At 50.7% G+C, this 18,562-nt stretch carries 14 protein-coding genes and 1 pseudogene; 9 read left to right on the forward strand and 6 right to left on the reverse strand.

All coding sequences use genetic code 11. The annotated features are described in order from the left end of the window. Positions 1 to 204: 204 nt before the first annotated feature. From ACTHTQ_RS03425 to ACTHTQ_RS03455, 7 genes and pseudogenes are all read left to right on the forward strand, one after another. Positions 205 to 1,248: a LacI family DNA-binding transcriptional regulator gene (locus ACTHTQ_RS03425; RefSeq protein WP_440363099.1), complete on the forward strand. Its 1,044-nt coding sequence runs from the start codon at positions 205 to 207 to the stop codon at positions 1,246 to 1,248. Positions 1,249 to 1,445: 197 nt separating this feature from the next. Then, a pseudogene (locus tag ACTHTQ_RS03430) lies at positions 1,446 to 2,769 on the forward strand (MFS transporter). 208 nt (positions 2,770 to 2,977) lie between these two features. Continuing rightward, the gene (gene parC, locus ACTHTQ_RS03435) at positions 2,978 to 5,281 is read left to right on the forward strand and encodes a DNA topoisomerase IV subunit A (RefSeq protein ID WP_440363100.1); all 2,304 of its coding nucleotides are present in this window, start codon (positions 2,978 to 2,980) and stop codon (positions 5,279 to 5,281) included. A gap of 69 nt (positions 5,282 to 5,350) precedes the next feature. Continuing rightward, positions 5,351 to 6,937, forward strand: a complete 1,587-nt coding sequence (locus ACTHTQ_RS03440) for a two-component system sensor histidine kinase NtrB (RefSeq protein ID WP_070748451.1) — start codon at positions 5,351 to 5,353, stop codon at positions 6,935 to 6,937. Beyond that, on the forward strand, positions 6,930 to 8,558 hold the full coding sequence (locus tag ACTHTQ_RS03445; RefSeq protein ID WP_440363101.1) for a sigma-54-dependent transcriptional regulator: 1,629 nt from the start codon (positions 6,930 to 6,932) through the stop codon (positions 8,556 to 8,558). Before ACTHTQ_RS03440 ends, ACTHTQ_RS03445 begins: the two co-directional genes overlap by 8 nt. A 48-nt stretch (positions 8,559 to 8,606) precedes the next feature. Further along, entirely contained in the window at positions 8,607 to 9,359 is a 753-nt protein-coding gene (locus ACTHTQ_RS03450; protein ID WP_440363102.1) for a class I SAM-dependent methyltransferase, read from the forward strand. Between the two features lie 102 nt (positions 9,360 to 9,461). Beyond that, positions 9,462 to 10,145 carry a 2,3-diphosphoglycerate-dependent phosphoglycerate mutase gene (locus ACTHTQ_RS03455; RefSeq protein WP_003679823.1) on the forward strand — a complete coding sequence of 228 codons (684 nt, stop codon included), beginning with the start codon at positions 9,462 to 9,464 and terminating at the stop codon, positions 10,143 to 10,145. Positions 10,146 to 10,281: 136 nt separating this feature from the next. On the opposite strand, the gene ACTHTQ_RS03460 is transcribed toward ACTHTQ_RS03455, so the two are convergent. Then, on the reverse strand, positions 10,282 to 11,073 hold the full coding sequence (locus ACTHTQ_RS03460; RefSeq protein ID WP_004518838.1) for a DsbC family protein: 792 nt from the start codon (positions 11,071 to 11,073) through the stop codon (positions 10,282 to 10,284). A 135-nt stretch (positions 11,074 to 11,208) separates the two neighbouring features. Between ACTHTQ_RS03460 and ACTHTQ_RS03465 the strand changes: the two genes are divergently transcribed. Continuing rightward, complete coding sequence (locus tag ACTHTQ_RS03465) at positions 11,209 to 13,377, forward strand: primosomal protein N' (protein WP_440363103.1); 2,169 nt, start codon at positions 11,209 to 11,211, stop codon at positions 13,375 to 13,377. 80 nt (positions 13,378 to 13,457) lie between these two features. Here the strand turns inward: ACTHTQ_RS03465 and ACTHTQ_RS03470 are convergent, their stop codons facing one another. The 3 genes from ACTHTQ_RS03470 to ACTHTQ_RS03480 all read right to left on the reverse strand — a co-directional run bounded on the left by ACTHTQ_RS03470 (position 13,458) and on the right by ACTHTQ_RS03480 (position 15,620). Continuing rightward, positions 13,458 to 14,132 carry a hypothetical protein gene (locus tag ACTHTQ_RS03470; RefSeq protein WP_003686803.1) on the reverse strand — a complete coding sequence of 225 codons (675 nt, stop codon included), beginning with the start codon at positions 14,130 to 14,132 and terminating at the stop codon, positions 13,458 to 13,460. 330 nt (positions 14,133 to 14,462) lie between these two features. Next, a complete protein-coding gene (gene erpA / locus ACTHTQ_RS03475) occupies positions 14,463 to 14,801 on the reverse strand; it encodes an iron-sulfur cluster insertion protein ErpA (RefSeq protein ID WP_003680162.1) in 339 nt (112 codons plus the stop codon). Positions 14,802 to 14,933: 132 nt separating this feature from the next. Continuing rightward, positions 14,934 to 15,620: a S24 family peptidase gene (locus ACTHTQ_RS03480; protein WP_003680158.1), complete on the reverse strand. Its 687-nt coding sequence runs from the start codon at positions 15,618 to 15,620 to the stop codon at positions 14,934 to 14,936. Positions 15,621 to 15,881: 261 nt separating this feature from the next. Here ACTHTQ_RS03480 and ACTHTQ_RS03485 point away from each other — a divergent pair, with 261 nt between their 5' ends. Continuing rightward, the gene (locus tag ACTHTQ_RS03485; RefSeq protein ID WP_003748371.1) at positions 15,882 to 16,157 is read left to right on the forward strand and encodes a hypothetical protein; all 276 of its coding nucleotides are present in this window, start codon (positions 15,882 to 15,884) and stop codon (positions 16,155 to 16,157) included. A gap of 76 nt (positions 16,158 to 16,233) precedes the next feature. Here the strand turns inward: ACTHTQ_RS03485 and argC are convergent, their stop codons facing one another. Beyond that, on the reverse strand, positions 16,234 to 17,280 hold the full coding sequence (argC, locus tag ACTHTQ_RS03490; RefSeq protein ID WP_440363104.1) for an N-acetyl-gamma-glutamyl-phosphate reductase: 1,047 nt from the start codon (positions 17,278 to 17,280) through the stop codon (positions 16,234 to 16,236). Positions 17,281 to 17,458: 178 nt separating this feature from the next. Then, the gene (locus ACTHTQ_RS03495; protein ID WP_304680225.1) at positions 17,459 to 18,130 is read right to left on the reverse strand and encodes a hypothetical protein; all 672 of its coding nucleotides are present in this window, start codon (positions 18,128 to 18,130) and stop codon (positions 17,459 to 17,461) included. Positions 18,131 to 18,562: the final 432 nt, after the last annotated feature.

Genomic DNA, 18,562 nt, shown 5'->3' on the forward strand with positions numbered 1-18,562 from the left:
TGCTTTTTGTAGTTGTTTGTAGTTTAACAAATTTGGACAAATTTTGGGAGGTGGTAGGGGCAGTTTTGTTTAAGAAATGTATGCAAAATGCAATAGAAACGGTTGATTATCATAAAGTTTCTGTAAAAAAGGGGGTATGACACCGATGTCTGCTGTGTTATCCTATGTAACATTATTGAAATCTTGTCGGGGCGAGTCCGTAAGATGGCTACAATTTATGATGTTGCTGCTTATGCCGGGGTATCTCCCAAGACGGTCAGCCGGGTGATTAACGGCGATGCGCCGGTCAGTGATAAAACCCGTTCCAAAGTAGAAACAGCGATTGCTGCTTTGGGCTATATCCCGTCTTCTGCGGCGCGGATTATGCGGTCACACTGTTCCGGATTGGTCGGTCTGATTACCGGCGCCATTTCGCGGACAGGCGAAAATACGGGCGGACACGGCATACCGGATATGTTCTTGATTAAGGGCATTCAGCAGCAGATTCGCGCACAAGGCAAGATTCTGATGATTGCCGACATCGACAATAAGCCGGGCCAGCCCGGTCAGATGGAACCGTTGATTCGTACCTTTATGGAACATCGTGCCGAGGGGATTTTATATGTGGCAGGTTTCCATCAGGAAGTATTGCTGCCGGAAGTACCCAACCGTTGCCCGATGGTGTTGGTCAACTGCTTTGATTCGGCGGGTACGCCTGCGGTTTTGCCGGACGATGAAGCAGGGCAGTATGGCTTGGTGCGCCGGATTATCCAAAGCGGACACAAACGGATTGCTTATGTAACTTTGCAACCGGGCGTAGAAGCGACACGTTTGAGATTGGCCGGATACCGCCGTGCTTTGGCTGATGCGGATATTGTCTTCGATCCTGATTTGGTGCAAACTGGCTATCCTGACTTCAGCAACGACAGCGTGTCTTTGATTTCGGCTATTTTGAAGCTGCTGTCTTTGCCGCTTCCGCCGATGGTAATTTGCTGCGGCAACGATGAAATGGCGGTGCGCGTGTACGGGATTTTGAGGACACGCGGCGTGCGGGTTCCCGAGCAAGTCTCCGTTGCCGGCTATGATAACCACAGCGCGATTGCGGAGACGCTGTTTCCGCCGTTGACCAGTACAGAGTTGCCTTATTTGCGCATGGGTGCGATGGAGGCGGATTTGCTGTTTCGACACATTGAACACCCGACCGGCTCGGTTCAGCCAGTCAAGGTCGTTGAGGAAACCATCTGGCGTCAGTCTGTGATTAATAAATAGTTTCAGACGGCCTGAAAATAAACTTTAAACAATACAAACACACATCAAAATAAGAATCATGCAAACGGTCAAAATAAAGGCCGTCTGAAAACGGAGTTGCCTTAGTAAAAAGGGCAGCCCAAATATAATAAAAGCGTCATACCGCTGAAATTGGAGTTTGTTGTTTCCATAGTTTATTACCCAGGAGTAGCCTTCCTATGAGAATCTCCCCACAAGTGGCTATGACACTTCGCCAGATTATGCTGATGAACTTCGGTTTCTTCGGTATTCAATATAGCTTCGGGTTGCAGCAAACTGCGATTAATCCGATTTTCAGCTTTCTTAATCCAGATCCCAGTATATTGCCTTACCTTAATATGGCCGGCCCGGTTACTGGCTTAATCGTACAACCTATTATTGGTGCAATGAGCGACCGAACATGGGTACCGGGATTGGGGCGCCGCCGTCCGTATTTCTTAATTGGTGCGATCGGTTGCAGTTTATGCTTAGTTCTTGTATCCGCACGTTACCGCCTTGTGGATGGCTGTATTGCTGCTGTGGCTCTTGGACATCAGTAACAACACCGCAATGGAACCTTTCCGTGCATTTATTGCCGATACGGTTCCTGAAAATCAGCAATCCACCGGTTTCTTGATGCAGTCTGTGTTTACCGGTTTGGGTATTACCCTTGCTAACATTTCTCTTTATCTCCTTAAACAAGTTGGTTGGTTGAACCAAACTTCTGAAGTGGGTATTCCTTATTGGGTATTCGGCTCATTCTATATTGGTGCGGTTTGCTCTATTGGTTCTGTCCTAGTAACTGTATTAACTACTCCTGAACGTGAACCTTCACCTCAAGAAATGGCAGCAATTAAAGCTCAACCAAAAGGTCCTGTTCATGCCGTCAAAGAGATCTTTAGTGCCATCAAAGAAATGCCCAAACCTTTGTGGCAGCTTGCTTCAGTTTATCTTTTCCAATGGTATGCACTTTTTATTTATTGGCAATATATTTCACACAGTCTTGTTAAATTTGTTTGGGATTCCACCTCTGCTGATAAGGTTGCTTATCAGGAGGCTGTTGCATGGACCGGTTTGGTAAACGGTTTCTACAACGTTGTAACCTTTATCTCCGCCTTCGGCCTGATGTGGATGGTGCGCAAATATGCCGCCAAATATGTTCACGCCTTTGCCGTAACCCTTGCCGCGCTGGCCTTGCTCACCATTCCGCACATCGGCAACAAATACCTGATGTTTGCCCCGATGATCGGTTTCGGTGTCGGTTGGGCAAGTATGATGGGTGTGCCGTTTATGATTGTGGTCGGTTCTATTCCGAAAGAACGTTACGGCGTGTACATGGGTATTGTGAACATGATGATTGTGATTCCAATGCTGATTGAAACCGTATCTTTCGGCTGGGTGTACAAAACCTTCTTGGGTTCAAACCCTGCCAACGCGATGACGTTTGCCGGTGTTTTCCTCGCCATTGCCGCCGCGTTGACCTTAACCATTAAAACTGCGGCTAAACCGGCTACTACAGAATAACGAAGTTTTGATTTAAAACCAAAATGAAAAGGCCGTCTGAAACATGAAATGGTTTCAGACGGCCTTTTTTGTCGAAACGGATTCCATTTGCTGACCTGATTCGGTAAGCCTTATTGTCGCTGCACTACCGTTCATCACTCAAATTGGCTATGACTACCGATTTTGCTTTACAATATCCTTCTTTAATTTATTTCGTTTTACCATCCTGATGACAGAACACATTTCCGCTCCAAGCCCATCTCCTATCGGCGAAGACTACCTGCTGTTAGGTCAGTACGCCGAACGCGCCTATCTCGAATACGCCATGAGCGTGGTCAAAGGCCGAGCGCTGCCTGAAGTTTCAGACGGCCAAAAGCCTGTGCAGCGGCGCATTTTGTTTGCCATGCGCGATATGGGTTTGACGGCGGGGGCGAAGCCGGTGAAATCGGCACGCGTGGTTGGCGAGATTTTGGGTAAATACCACCCGCACGGCGACAGTTCCGCCTATGAGGCGATGGTGCGCATGGCGCAGGATTTTACCTTGCGCTACCCCTTAATCGACGGCATCGGCAACTTCGGTTCGCGCGACGGCGACGGGCCGGCGGCGATGCGTTACACCGAAACGCGGCTGACGCCGATTGCGGAATTGCTGTTGTCCGAAATCAATCAGGGCACGGTGGATTTCGTGCCGAACTACGACGGCGCGTTTGACGAACCGCTGCACCTGCCCGCCCGCCTGCCTATGGTGTTGCTCAACGGCGCGTCGGGCATCGCGGTGGGCATGGCAACCGAAATTCCGTCGCACAATTTGAACGAAGTGACGCAGGCGGCGATTGCGCTGTTGAAGAAGCCGACGCTGGAAACCGCCGACCTGATGCAATATATTCCCGCGCCCGATTTTGCCGGTGGCGGTCAAATCATCACGCCGGCGGACGAATTGCGCCGGATTTACGAAACCGGCAAAGGCAGCGTGCGTGTGCGTGCCCGTTATGAAATCGAGAAGCTGGCGCGCGGGCAATGGCGCGTGATTGTGACCGAGCTGCCGCCAAACGCCAATTCCGCCAAAATCCTTGCCGAAATCGAAGAGCAAACCAACCCAAAACCGAAAGCGGGCAAAAAGCAGCTGAACCAAGACCAGCTCAACACCAAAAAGTTGATGCTGGATTTAATCGACCGCGTGCGCGACGAGTCCGACGGCGAACATCCCGTGCGCCTTGTGTTCGAACCGAAATCCAGCCGCATCGATACGGATACCTTCATCAACACGCTGATGGCGCAGACTTCGCTGGAAGGCAATGTGTCCATGAACTTGGTGATGATGGGGCTGGACAACCGCCCCACGCAGAAAAACCTGAAAACGATTTTGCAGGAATGGTTGGATTTCCGCGTCGTTACCGTAACACGTCGTCTGAAATTCCGTTTGAACCAAGTGGAAAAACGGCTGCACATCCTCGAAGGTCGTCTGAAAGTCTTTCTGCACATCGACGAAGTGATTAAAGTCATCCGCGAATCAGACGACCCGAAAGCCGATTTGATGGCGGCGTTCGGGCTGACCGAAATCCAAGCCGAAGACATTTTGGAAATCCGCCTGCGCCAGTTGGCGCGTTTGGAAGGTTTCAAACTCGAAAAAGAATTGAACGAATTGCGCGAAGAACAAGGTCGTCTAAATATCCTTTTGGGCGACGAAAACGAAAAACGCAAGCTGATTATCAAAGAGATGCAGGCGGACATGAAGCAGTTCGGCGACGCGCGCCGCACGCTGGTGGAAGAGGCCGGACGCGCCGTGTTGACGCAGACTACCGCCGATGAGCCGATCACGCTGATTCTGTCGGAAAAAGGGTGGATACGCAGCCGTGCCGGACACAACCTCGATTTGAGCCAAACCGCGTTCAAAGAAGGCGACCGCCTCAAACAAACCATCGAAGGCCGTACTGTTTTGCCCGTCGTCATCCTGGATTCATTGGGCAGAACCTACACGCTCGATACCGCCGAAATCCCCGGCGGACGCGGCGACGGCGTGCCGGTTTCATCGTTAGTCGAGCTGCAAAACGGCGCGAAACCCGTCGCCATGCTCACCGGACAGCCCGAACAGCACTACCTGCTCTCAGGCAGCGGCGGCTACGGCTTCATCGCCAAGCTGGGCGACATGGTCGGACGCGTGAAAGCGGGCAAAGTGGTGATGACCGTGGACAGCGGCGAAACCGTCCTGCCGCCGATTGCGGTTTATGCCTCTTCGCTCATCAATCCCGACTGCAAAGTCGTACTGGCTAGCAGCGACCACCGCCTCTTGGCGTTTTCCATCGGCGAACTCAAAGTCATGCCCAAAGGGCGCGGTTTGCAGTTGATGTCGTTGGCCGAGGGTGCATCTTTGGAACACATTATGGTAACGACTTCTCCTGAATTTACCGTTGTATCGGTCGGCCAACGCGGTGCAGAACATCAGGAAAAACTGCGTATTGCCGATATTGACGGCAAACGCGGTAAAAAAGGCAAGGTATTGGAAATATCAGGCCGTCTGAAAAGTTTGTCCTGAAACAAGAACAAATATATCTAAATAAATTAAATTTATACGACATTGCATGATAATAAAAAAGGTTCACTTATGAACAGAGCCAATCTTCAAGAACTGGGTAATCTGAGGGAGCGGATTCCCGGTGTAATCAACATTGCCCGAATAGCCATCGTCTTACCGCTTTTGGTTTTGCACGCGTTCAGCAGCTACACAGGCGGCAACCTGATTGGCGTTTCGTTGCCGGACGTTGCGTTTTATATCTGGGTAACGCTGTATTTCTTCCTGATTATGCTCTCCGTGTTCCGTCCGGGCTGGCAGTGGCAGTCTTTGGATTTGCCCAATGCCAGCGCCGTGGTCGACATCACCATGATGATGGTTTTGGTGTATATCTCCGGCGGTACGGCTTCCGGTTTCGGGATTTTGGTTTTGCCGTTTGTTGCTACGTCGTGTCTGCTCAGTTATGGCCATTATCCCATGCTGTATGCAGGTTATACGGCAATGTTGTTTATTTTGAACCTGTTTTTAGACGGCAGTATGCGTTTCGATTCGTTTAATTGGGACGCGAAATCAATGGCGAATTCTTTGATGCTGATCGGTGCAGGCTATCTGGTGGCAATGTTGACATCGTTTGCCGCCCGTTATTTGGAGCAGGCTACAGAGTCCGCCAGCCGCCATCAACTGGCATACCGCCGTATCAGCGGCTTGAACCATTTGGTTTTGAACCGCGTTCAGGAAGCGGTTGTGGTGATTGATGCGACCCAACGCGTGTGGCTGTTTAACAAGCAGGCAAAAATCTATTTCCCCAGCCTGATTATCGATCAGCAGGAAATCGTGTTTGGCGAACTGGTCGCACGCTGGCAGCGTCAACCCGACAAACCTTTTGAAACCGATATCCATATTTTCCAACACGCCATGCACGTCCGTGCCGTTCCGCTGATTCAGGAGCAAACCGAGCTGCTGATGTTGTACGTCCGCTCATTGCGTGAAGTGGCTGCGGAGGCCATGTCCACCAAGCTGACTTCGCTCGGACAGTTGACTGCCAACCTTGCCCACGAAATCCGCAACCCGATGTCCGCCATCCGTCATGCCAGCGATTTGTTGCAAGAGGGCAATGAGGCAGACGCGCTCAAGGCCAAGCTCTACAACATCATCGACAGCAATATCCAACGCATCGACAAGATGTTGGAAGACGTATCCCTGTTTAACAAACGAGACAACATCAGCCGCCAGCCGATTAATCTGATGAAATTCTGGTTGGAGTTCAAGCAGGAATTTACCTTGAACAATCCCGATGCCATCGGCTGTCTGCGCATGAATATGGACGGCAACAATCTGACCGTATTGGTCGATCCTATGCACTTGCAGCAAGTGATGTGGAACTTGTGCAACAATGCGTGGCGACACAGCCGTCAGGACGAAAACGCCATTACCGTCCTTATCCGCCCTAGCGGCAGGATGCATATTTCCATCGTAGTGGCGGACAACGGCAAAGGCGTGCCGCCTGATGTACGAAATCATTTGTTCGAGCCGTTTTACACTACCGAAAAACAAGGCACCGGCTTGGGGCTTTACGTCGCACGCGAGTTGGCACACGCCAATATGGGGCAGCTGCATTATCACCCTGAAATGAACGGGTTTGAATTGATTTTACCGAAGGAGCAAGCGCGGGATGAATAAATTGCAAGAGCCGGTTTTGGTTGTTGATGACGAGGCAGACATCCGCGACCTAATGGAAATGACCCTGATGAAAATGGGTCTGCGCGTCGATACTGCGGCTGGTGTTGAAGAAGCCAAAGACAAGCTGGACAGCAACGATTATTCGCTGGTGTTGACCGATATGCGTATGCCCGACGGCTCCGGCCTAGAGGTTGTCCAACACATTGATGAACTGATGCTCGACACGCCAGTCGCCGTGATTACGGCTTTCGGCAATGCCGACCAAGCCGTTGAAGCCTTGAAAGCAGGGGCGTTTGATTATCTGCAAAAACCGATTACGCTGTCGCAGTTGCGTTCATTGGTTAAATCGGCAGTGTCGGTTTCAGACAATACTGCCGAACCCACGCCGTCTGAAAAAGTCAAATCGCAGCCTGTGCCAGTTTCTGCCGCCCTGTATAAACCCGAACCTCAACCGGCCAAGCCTGTCGTTACGCCTCCTAAGAGCGTACAGAGCGAATTTAACCGGCCTTTGATTGTTCCGGAAGGACTCAATTCCTTAAAAGAGCGTTTTTCGGCCGGCAGCATCAATCCTGCTTTGCAACAAGACGCACCTATATTGGAAAGCGAGGACGATATGCCGCGCCTGTTGGGTACCTCGCCGCAAATGGTCGAAGTGCGCCACCTGATTCGCAGATTGGCCCACAGCCTTGTTTCCGTTTATATCTCCGGCGAGTCCGGTACGGGTAAAGAGCAGGCGGCGCGCACGATTCACGAGCTGTCCAACCGTGCCGACAAACCGTTTATTGCCGTCAACTGCGGTGCCATTCCTGAAAACCTGATGGAAAGCGAATTTTTCGGTTACAAAAAAGGCAGCTTTACTGGCGCGGATCAAGACCGTTTAGGTTTTTTCCAACATGCTGACGGCGGCACTTTGTTCCTTGACGAAGTTGCCGATTTGCCGCTTGCCATGCAGGTCAAACTCCTGCGCGCCATTCAAGAAAAAGCCGTGCGCCGTATCGGCGATGCGCGGGAAACCTCTGTGGATGTGCGCATTATTTGTGCAACCCATAAAAACCTCGAAGCCTTGGTTGAAAGCGGCGCATTCCGTCAGGACTTGTATTACCGCCTCAACGTAGTCACCCTGCATATGCCGCCTTTGCGCGAAATGCGCGAAGACTTGGGCGCGCTGATTTTGTATCTGCTGTACAAACACCGTCACGGCAATCAAACCTACAAACTCAGCCCGAAAGCCCAAGAAGCCCTGTTGCATTACAGCTATCCCGGCAACTTCCGCGAGTTGGAAAACATCCTCGAACGCGCCGTCGCACTGACGGTTGGCCAAGTGATACAAGTGGATGACTTGCAGATTCAAAACGCCCCACAGGTTAAGGCTGAACGCAGCGGCTTCTCTTTTGACGATATTGCCGAACCTGACGCACGCGAAACTACACTCAATCACAGCCCGATTCCGCCGTTTGATCCGCGGACCATGCAGATACAGGATTACCTCGACCAAGTGGAACGCAGCATCATCGAGCAGGCTTTGCAGCAAACCCGTTACAACCGTACCCAAGCCGCCAAACTTTTGGGCATCAGCTTCCGCTCTATGCGCTACCGCATGGAACGCTTGGACATCAATTAAAACGTTCAGACGGCCTGAGTTTTCAAGGCCGTCTGAAACATAAGCCTTATGTACAAGATTTATTTTGACGAAACTTCATCTACCGAACTTCGCAGCCTTGCCGCGCCTTTCGGGCTGACCGTTATCGACCGGCAGTCTGAAGAAGGCAATTTCCTTATCGCTGACGAAAGCGGCATCAGTTTGTGCCGCGCCGGTGAAAAAGGCCGTGTCCGCGTTGATTTTGATGGCGGTGCCGCCCATTATCGGCGCACTAAAGGCGGAGGCGAGTTGATTGCCAAAGCCGTCAACCATACTGCGCAACCTATTGTCTGGGACGCTACCGGCGGACTGGGACGCGACAGTTTTGTGCTTGCCTCGTTGGGTTTGAATGTACAAACTTTTGAACAAAATCCCGCCGTTGCCTGTCTACTTTCAGATGGCCTCAACAGGGCAGGGCAAAGTGAAGAAACACGGGAGATTGCCCAACGCATTACTTTGCACTTCGGCAATGCCGTTGATTTAATGCAAGAATTGGCAACGCAAAACGGCAGACCCGATGTGGTGTATCTCGACCCAATGTATCCGGAACGCCGCAAAACCGCCGCCGTGAAAAAAGAAATGGCTTACTTTCATGACTTGGTCGGCGCGGCACAAGACGAAGCCGAGTTGTTGGACGCAGCGTTGAATACCGCCAAAAAGCGCATTGTCGTCAAACGTCCGCGCTTGGGCGAATTTCTCGATGGGCGCAAACCTGCTTATCAATACACAGGCAAAAGCACGCGTTTTGACGTTTACCTTCCGACAAGGCCGTCTGAAGACTAGAGGCAGACTTGCAACATATCAAAAGAAACAGCCGGCGTTATCAGCGCGGCGACAAAGTGTGATATAAATACCCTTTCCCAAACTTCATTGGAGCAAACTATCATGGAATTAGTATTCATCCGTCACGGACAAAGCGAATGGAACGCGAAAAACCTTTTCACCGGCTGGCGCGACGTCAAGCTGAGCGAGCAAGGTTTGGCAGAAGCCGCAGCAGCAGGTAAGAAGCTGAAAGAGAAGGGCTACGAGTTCGACATCGCCTTTACTTCCGTTCTGACCCGTGCCATCAAAACCTGTAACATCGTTTTGGAAGAATCCGACCAACTGTTTGTTCCACAAATCAAATCATGGCGCTTGAACGAGCGCCACTACGGCCAGCTGCAAGGTATGGATAAAAAACAAACCGCAGAAAAATACGGTGACGAGCAAGTCCACATCTGGCGCCGCAGCTACGACACCCTGCCTCCGCTGCTCGATCCTAAAGATCCTCACTCCGCCCACAACGACCGCCGCTATGCCAACCTGCCTAGCGATGTCGTACCTGATGGCGAAAACCTCAAAGTTACCCTCGAGCGCGTCCTGCCTTTCTGGGAAGACCAAATCGCTCCGGCCATCTTGAGCGGCAAACGTGTATTGGTTGCGGCACACGGCAACTCCCTGCGTGCGTTGGCCAAACACATCGAGGGCATTTCCGATGAAGACATCATGGGCTTGGAAATCCCAACCGGTCAGCCGCTGGTGTACAAATTGGATGAAAACCTGAAAGTGATTGAAAAATTCTACCTGTAAGGTAAAGGGAAAAAAGGACGTGTTGGACACGTCCTTTTTTATATTTGTCTGTTTTTAGGCCGTCTGAAGACAGTTGATGGCGGGTAACATGAAAAAAGGACGCGTAAAGCGTCCTTTATGGAGATTAAACCCTGTATTACTGGTTTTTCTCGATGATTTCTTTGAGGTGAGGCATAGGGCTGTAACCGCTTTGGCTGCGGCCGTTAGGGAAGACTACGGTCGGCGTGCCGTTGAAGCCGAATTGTTCACCCAATGAAGTGGTTTCCGCAACTGGGTTTTCACAGTTTGCTTTGCCGCTTGGGAGCTTGCCTTTGCGCATCCAGTCGATCCATGCCTGGGTCGGATTAGGCTGACACCACAACAGCTCGGCTTTGCGCGCGGCATCAGGGTGCAGGCTTGGAATCGGCATCATGAAGGTATAAATCGTGATGTCGGTCATTTTTTCAAACTCATGCTCCAAGCGTTTGCAGTACGGGCAGTCCGGATCGGAGAAAACAGCGACTTTCAGTTTGCCGTTGCCGCGAACTTCTTTGATGGCTTTGTCCAAAGGCAGGGAAGCGAAGTCGATTTTGTTCAAATCGGCGGCGCGTTCTTCAGTCATGCTTTGGCGCGTGTTGACGTTGATGAGGTCGCCAACAAGCATATAGTCGCCTTTGGCGTCGGTATAGATGATTTGTTTGCCGCTGACGACAACTTCATAAATGCCTTTAATCGGTGTTTCACTGACGCTCAAAACTTTCAAATCTTGGGCGGCATAGACTTTTTCCAAACGCGCTTTCAAAGAAGCGGCAACAGATTTGTCGGCAGGCGCTTCTGCTTTGGCAGCCGGCGCAGGCGCGGCGTTGGCGTTGGATACGGCAGGTTGACCGCATGCCAACAAAGGAAGGACGGCAAACGGTGTTAAGATTTTGATTAACTTGGTTTTCATGCGAGAGACTTGCGTGTGTTGAAAGTAAGGCATTGTATCAAACCTCTGTCATGCCTGCATTGTATTGAGGCTCAATTTATCGTCTGAAAATAGCTTTCGGCTGTTAAAATACGAAAAAATGATTTGATTGTTTGTATGATTTACTACCGCATCGCTGTGAACGTGCCGCTTTCAGACGGCCTTTTGACTTATTCCTATTCCGAGCTGCTTCCTCCGGGAACGCGGGTGCTTGTGCCTTTCCGCAATAAAACCGTTGTCGGGATTGTGTGGGAAACGGATATCGCGCCCGATATGGATGCGGCGCGAATTTTGAGCGTTCAGACGGCCTTTGTGGAAGAAAAGCCGTTGCCTCAAAGTTGGCGTGATTTATTGGCATTTACGTCGCGTTATTACCACTATCCGGCCGGGCAGGCAGTGTTTGCCGCGCTGCCGCAGGGTTTGAAGGAAACGCGCGCGGTGGAAATGCCGCAGCCGCCGTTGTTTTACGCGCTGAACGAAGCGGGCAGGGCGCAAACGCCGCCGCCGGCAAGGTTCAACAAAAAAGCGGTTTTGTGGGACGCGCTGCTGTCGGGCGGGATGACGATGGCGGCGTTGAAGCAGGTGAACGCGCAGGCGGCGAAATTAATCGAAGATTGGGCGGAGCAGGGCTGGATTGAAACGACGGAAGCGGCGAAACCCGTTTTAAGGCCGTCTGAATTTGTGTTGAATGCCGACCAGCAACAGGCTTCCGATGAAATTCAGACGACCTCCGGCAGCTTCCAGCCGTTTCTGCTGTACGGCATCACCGGCAGCGGCAAGACCGAAGTGTATTTTGATGCGATGGCGAAAGTGTTGGCGCAGGGGCGGCAGGTGTTGTTTCTGTTGCCCGAAATCAATCTCACGCCGCAGCTTTTGAAGCGGGTGGAAAACCGTTTTGCCGACGTGCCGACTGCCGTGTTGCACAGCCAGATGGCGGCAGGCAGGCGCACGCAGGATTATTTGCGCGCGATGTTGGGGCAGGCGAAGCTGGTGATTGGCACGCGGCTGGCGGTGTTCACGCCTTTGCCTGATGTCGGGCTGATTGTGGTCGATGAGGAACACGACGGCTCGTTCAAACAGGACAACGAATTGCGCTACCATGCCCGCGATTTGGCGGTGTGGCGGGCGAAGCAGAGCGGCTGTCCCGTCGTCTTGGGCAGCGCCACGCCCAGCTTGGAGAGTTGGCACAAGGCGCAAAGCGGCGCGTACCGCCTGCTGCAACTGACCGAGCGCGCCCATACCGCCGCGCAACTGCCGCAAGTGGACATCCTCAACGTAGGTCGTCTGAAACTCGACAACGGCTTCTCGCCGCAAGCCTTGCAACTTTTGAAGCAGAACTTTGAAGCAGGCGGCATGTCGCTGGTGTACCTCAACCGGCGCGGTTTCGCGCCCGCGCTGTTTTGCGGCGACTGCGGCCATACCTTCGGCTGCCCGAACTGTTCCGCCAAAATGGTGTTGCACCAACGCGCCCGCCAACTGCGCTGCCACCACTGCGACCACCGCGAACCCATCCCGTTCAAATGCCCCGACTGCGGCAACCAAGACCTGACCGCCGTCGGCCATGGTACGCAGCGCGTCGAAGAAACCCTGCGCGCCTTCCTGCCCAAGGCCGTCGTCGTCCGCGTCGACAGGGACAGCACCGCGCACAAAAACGACTGGGCGGATTTATACCGCCGCATCGCCGATAACGAAATCGACATTCTGGTCGGCACGCAGATGCTCGCCAAAGGCCATGATTTCGCGCGGCTCAACCTCGTTATCGTGTTGAACGCCGACGGCAGCCTGTACAGCGCGGACTTTCGCGCGCCGGAAAGGCTGTTTGCCGAGCTGATGCAGGTATCCGGCAGGGCGGGGCGCGCCGACAAACCCGGCAAGGTGTTGATACAGACCCAACTGCCCGAACATCCCGTCTTCGCCGCCGTCAAAGCGCAGGACTACGCCGTGTTTGCCGAAAACGAATTGAACGAACGGCAAATGTTCGCCATGCCGCCCTTCGGTTTCCAGATCGCCGTCCGCGCCGACGCGCCGCGCGTTGCCGATGCGATGGAGTTTCTCAACGCCGCCAAAGAAACCCTCGCCCCGCTTTTGCCCGAAAGCGTCTCCCAGTTCGGCGCCGCACCCATGCTGATGGTGCGCCTCGCCGAACGCGAACGCGCGCAAATCTTCCTCGAATCCCCGTCCCGACAGGATTTGCACCGCGCCGTGAGTTTGTGGGTGCAGGTGTTGCAGCAAAACCGCGACGGCAAAATCCGATGGTCGGTGGATGTGGATGTGCAAGAGGCTTGATTGAAATGGTTCAATCAATAAGGAAATAAAAGGCCGTCTGAAAATCTGTTTTTCAGACGGCCTTAAGTTTTGAAATCAGTTTAGAAGAATTTTGCAGCGATATAGCCGAGTGCAAGCAGGCTCAAAACGGCGAATACGATAGCCATTGTAAGCAGAAACCGTGTTTTCTTCCTCGCTGCAAGTGCGGCCAGCTCAGGATTTTGGCCTAACTCTTTGCGTAATTGGGATTCCAATTCGGCACGGATTTTTTTGCGCAGTTTTTTCTCTTCCTGCTCACGTTCATATTTGAGCTTGTGGGCAATTTCGGTTTGTTTTTTATGCTCGAAAGAGATTCTTTCCTGCCATTCAATGCGCTTGCGCTGGATGGCAAGCTCATTTTTTTCTGTCAAATCAAAGTGGCAGGTTTTACATTCCTGTGAATCTAGTTCGTCAATAATCGTCATGCAGACGGGGCATTGGATAGGGTCAGGAGTGTTGACTGCCAATACGGCTTCTTCTTCAACCGCTTCCAATTCCATAGCCTGACGGACGATCACGTCCAAACCCAAATAGCCGAAGTAATGCTGCGCATTTTCTCGCTCGTCTTGGGTGCATTTCTCGGCCACAATGGCTTGTGGACGTTCGGCCAAGGCTTGAATCAGGCTCTCAACTTCGTTTTCGGGCAGGTTTTCATACAGGCAGGCATGGATGCGCTCCCTATCCGTGTTCGGCGGATAGGAAACGTATACGTCGAAAAATTTTTCTTGTTTGCTCATTGATATCCCATGAGTATTTCGACTGCGTCAACCAAATGGGTTTGGCCTAAGGTTTTGTTATTGTGTTTGAGCTGTCTTGGCTTATGATACGAGCCAGAACAGAGGCTGCAGTCTCAGGCAGACCAAGTACGGTTTGCCTTTGTGTCGTTAATCGGCTGGACAATAATTTTTTATTTATATGGAAATATGCATGTCCAATGTTATGTCTATTGCAGAGTAAATATTCACGCCCGATATTATAAGGTAAATCTAAAATTGTTTAAAATAAATTCACACAAAAGGCCGTCTGAAGATACAGATGGCCTGTTTTTTGTGGCAAAAACGGACTGTTTATACGGAGAAGGACGAACCGCAACCGCAAGTTGTCTCTGCATTCGGATTGCGGATGACGAATTGAGAACCTTGCAGGCTTTCAGTGTAGTCGATTTCCGCACCAACCAGATATTGGTAGCTCATCGGGTCAACCAAGAACGTCAGGCCGTTTTTCTGGATTTCAAAATCGTCGTCGTTTTTGATTTCATCAAAGGTAAAACCATATTGGAAGCCGGAGCAACCGCCGCCGTTGACGAATACGCGCAATTTCAAATCGGGATTGTTCTCTTCGGCAATCAGGTCGGCAACTTTGGTGCAGCAGCTGTCAGTAAAGATAATAGGGCTTTCGTCTGACATGATGTGATTCCTTTTATATGAATATTTTTACTATTGTCGCGCAAACCGTTAGTCAAGGCAAGTTTGTGCAGACAGGGTCTGCCAGCTTACATGGAGGGCATGGCAGAAATTTCAAGCATCAGTATGTCAGATTTAGATACTTCTGCCAAACCATTCGACACGGCCGATGATGGCAACGTCGTCGGTTGGGTTTTTCAAGTCGATTTCAAAAGTAGGGTAGGCTTCGTTGGCAGAAATGACGTTGACGATGCCGCCGGGTATCAGTTGCAGGCGTTTGACCAAAAGGTTTTCGTTGAGGCGCAAAACATAGAGGCCGTCGCGCGGCGTGGTTTGGCCGTGGTTGATGAGGATGGTGTCGCCATCATTCAGCACGCCTTCCATCGAGTCGCCTTTGACTGAGATAACGGAAAGGTTTTTGATGTCGCGCGTTACATAATTTTCAATCCAATAGCGTCGGAACGCCATGGCGAACATGGGTTGCTCATCGCCGACGAGCTGACCGTGTCCGGCCGCGGCTTGGATGTCGTAACGCGGTACGAAGACAAATTCGTCTATATCGACAGGGTTGCCTAGTGTGTCGGTTGCTGTGGCCTTTGGGGCTTCGGAATCGGGGAAGGGAGAACCTTCGCCTGTCAAAAGCCAGTCTATGCTGCAGCCTTTAAGTTGTTTGATTTTTTTTAGCGTTTCCGATTTCGGCAGGCCGCCTTCGTTCCAGATACGGCTGAATCCGGCGATGGTCATATCGATGTCGGCGGCAATTTTGGCTTGGCGGGCTTCATCTTTCCATAAGAAAGCCAGGCGGTCTTTAAAGGTATCCATGTTTATGCCTTTATGGAGGTATGTTTTTTATATGGTTTGGACGATTTGAGTGTATTTTACCTTAGTTTTTATAAAATTGTAAGAAAAAAATTACTACACCTAAGAAAAAGTATTGCATATTCTATTTTTTCTTAGTATTATTCGATTTGTCTTAGATAAGTCGATATTTCTAATTTTATGTTCGATTTTTCTTAGTTTAATTTTATTTGGTTTAGTTTTTCTGATTTAAACCTGCTATATGATTATGATGAGAGGTGTGAAATGACTCGTTCGCGTAAAAATATTTTTTGGGTGCTGCTGGCGTTGGTACTGGGTTTTTTTGCTCTGCCTTTCGGATCTTCGGAGGCGCATGAGGCGGACGGTAATCTGACGGCTTCGGAATGCGAACGCTTGGGCAGCTTGAGTCTGGATCAGATGGACGGCAGGCTACTGGCTTTTGCCAAAGAATGCGATATGGTGGAGGCTACCCACGATTGGGAGCAACAGTACGGTAACTTGAATGAAGAAGAAATGCTTGCCGGCGTGGTGTATGAGTAATGTTTGTGAATGAATCGATAAAGGCCGTCTGAACGATCAAAGTTTCAGACGGCCTTGTGTTTTCAATAATGATGGCTTAAGGCATCAATGGTGCATTAGTCAGGCCGGTGGTTTCGGGTAGGCCGAACATGATGTTCATATTCTGCACGGCTTGACCGGCTGCGCCTTTAACCAAGTTGTCGATGACGGAAAGAACAATCCACACATCGTCTTGATCGGGCGCTTTTTGAACGCTGATACGGCAAAGGTTGGCACCGCGCACGCTGCGGGTTTCAGGTGTCGAGCCTGAAAGCAAAATATCGACAAAAGGACTGTCGCGGTAGTATTCGCGCAGTAAGGCTTCAGGATCGGTATGTTCTTGCAGGTGCAGATACAGGGTGGCGTGCATACCGCGTATCATCGGAACAAGGTGTGGTACGAAAATCAGGCCGTCTGAAACATGGTCTTGCAGTCCGGACAGGGTTTGTTGGATTTCAGGCAAATGGCGGTGGCCACCGACGCCGTAGGCTTTGAAGTTGTCGCCTGCTTCGCACAATAGGGCGTGGGTGCTGGCTTTGCGGCCTGCACCGGAAACACCGGATTTACAGTCGGCAATCAGAGGAGCGTTGGCTTTCAGACGGCCAGCCTGAAGCAGCGGCAATAAGGGCAGGGAAACGCAGGTAGGATAGCAGCCCGGGTTGGCCACCAGCATGGTTTTGGCGATGTCGTCTTTGTAAAGTTCGCACAAGCCGTACACTGCTTGGGAAACGAGTTGCGGCGCGGCATGGGTCATTTTGTACCATTTTTCCCATGTGGGGATGTCGCGGATGCGGAAGTCGGCAGACAGGTCAATCACGCGTACGCCTTTTTCCACAAGGGCCGGTGCTTCTTTCATGGCTACGCCGTTGGGTGTAGCGAAGAACACGAGGTCGCAGCGGTCAAGGCCGGCATCCTCGGGCGTTTGGAATGTAAGGTCGTAAATGCCGCGCAGGCTGGGGAAGTAGTCGGCAACCGCAAGACCGGCTTCGCTTCGGCTGGTGACGGCAGTAACTTCTGCGTTAGGATGATTGCTGAGCAGGCGCAACAATTCAACGCCTGTGTAACCGGTTGCACCGACGATACCAATTTTAATTTTTGTGGTCATGGTGTGGCTCCTTTGTAGGGTAACAATGCGTTTGATTATATAGTAATTAATTGCCGTCGGTCAGCGGTGCTTGTGCCAAGCTTTGCAATAGAGGGTTAAACAGGCCGTCTAAAATATGGGATTAACGATAAAAGACAGCCTGGATATTTTTCAGACTGTCTTTTTGAAGAGATGAAAGTTATTTGTTTCTCAATATCTCAATAAGGGCGGCTTTGGACTGGTAGAAGTCCAAATCAAATAATGAAATGCCTAAATGTTTGCAATATTCTTCGATCATCTCCACAGTCAGCCTGTTTTTTTTGAGTCTTTCGGTATATTTTTCTGTCTGTTCAAACGGCAGCGGCGTGCCATATTCCATAAACTCGACACGACTGGTTTCTTTATGCAGCATAACATTTCTGGTTTCGCAGTCATGACGGGAAACCTGTTTGCTGCCCTCATACAGGGTAAATGAGACCGCACCGAATTCGTCTTTGCCAAAATATGGACGTAAATACATAGTCAATAATCTGATTTTCCACAGCAAGGCTTCATACGGCACACTTGAAAAGTCTGTGCCGTTCCGGTTATTACCTATTAGCAATGACCAATCAGACTGCGTTTCCAACAATAAATATTTGGATGATCCGGTAATCTCAAGCGGATTCAAGAAATCCAATTTCTGACTGAGGGTATATTCCTCATCCAAATACGATAGTTTCGGTTTTAAATTCTGATAAAAGTCGCTTAAATCCATTAATCTTTTCAAATAGAGATCCAGTGCTTTTTCAAATGGCGCGCCAATAAAATAAAACTGTTTCAGGCTCGGATGGCCGTCTCTTGCAAGAAAAAAATCTTTGTTTACATTCATAATTTAATCCACGGTTCTTAAAATTACAATAGCATCCGGATCATTACTCAATGCTCTCGATGCATGTCCGGCTCCACGGTTCGAACTGGCGCGATCGTATTCGATATAAATTCGTTTATTAGAATCACGCAAGGTGGCTTGGACATCCGGGCGGCAGATCCCTACCCGGCACATTTGGTTGTTTACCTGCTGCTGGTTGATCCTAATATCTTCTGCACCCATTGAGCGTAAGTAAGCCACATCGTCCTGCATAATTTGGTTTTGAGACTTGCTCTTACCAATGGTTCTTCCACTACCATTTAAGGGAGATGGCGGAGTTGGTTTGACATTAATGTCCTGCGGAAGCCGATTGACAGGAATTTGTTCGCCGTTAACAATAATTTTACCATTATCTCTAGCTAAATATCTGATTACTTTTTGTTCTTTGCTGGT

The organism is Neisseria sp. P0020.S003, assembly GCF_051957095.1.
GTDB lineage: Bacteria > Pseudomonadota > Gammaproteobacteria > Burkholderiales > Neisseriaceae > Neisseria > Neisseria subflava.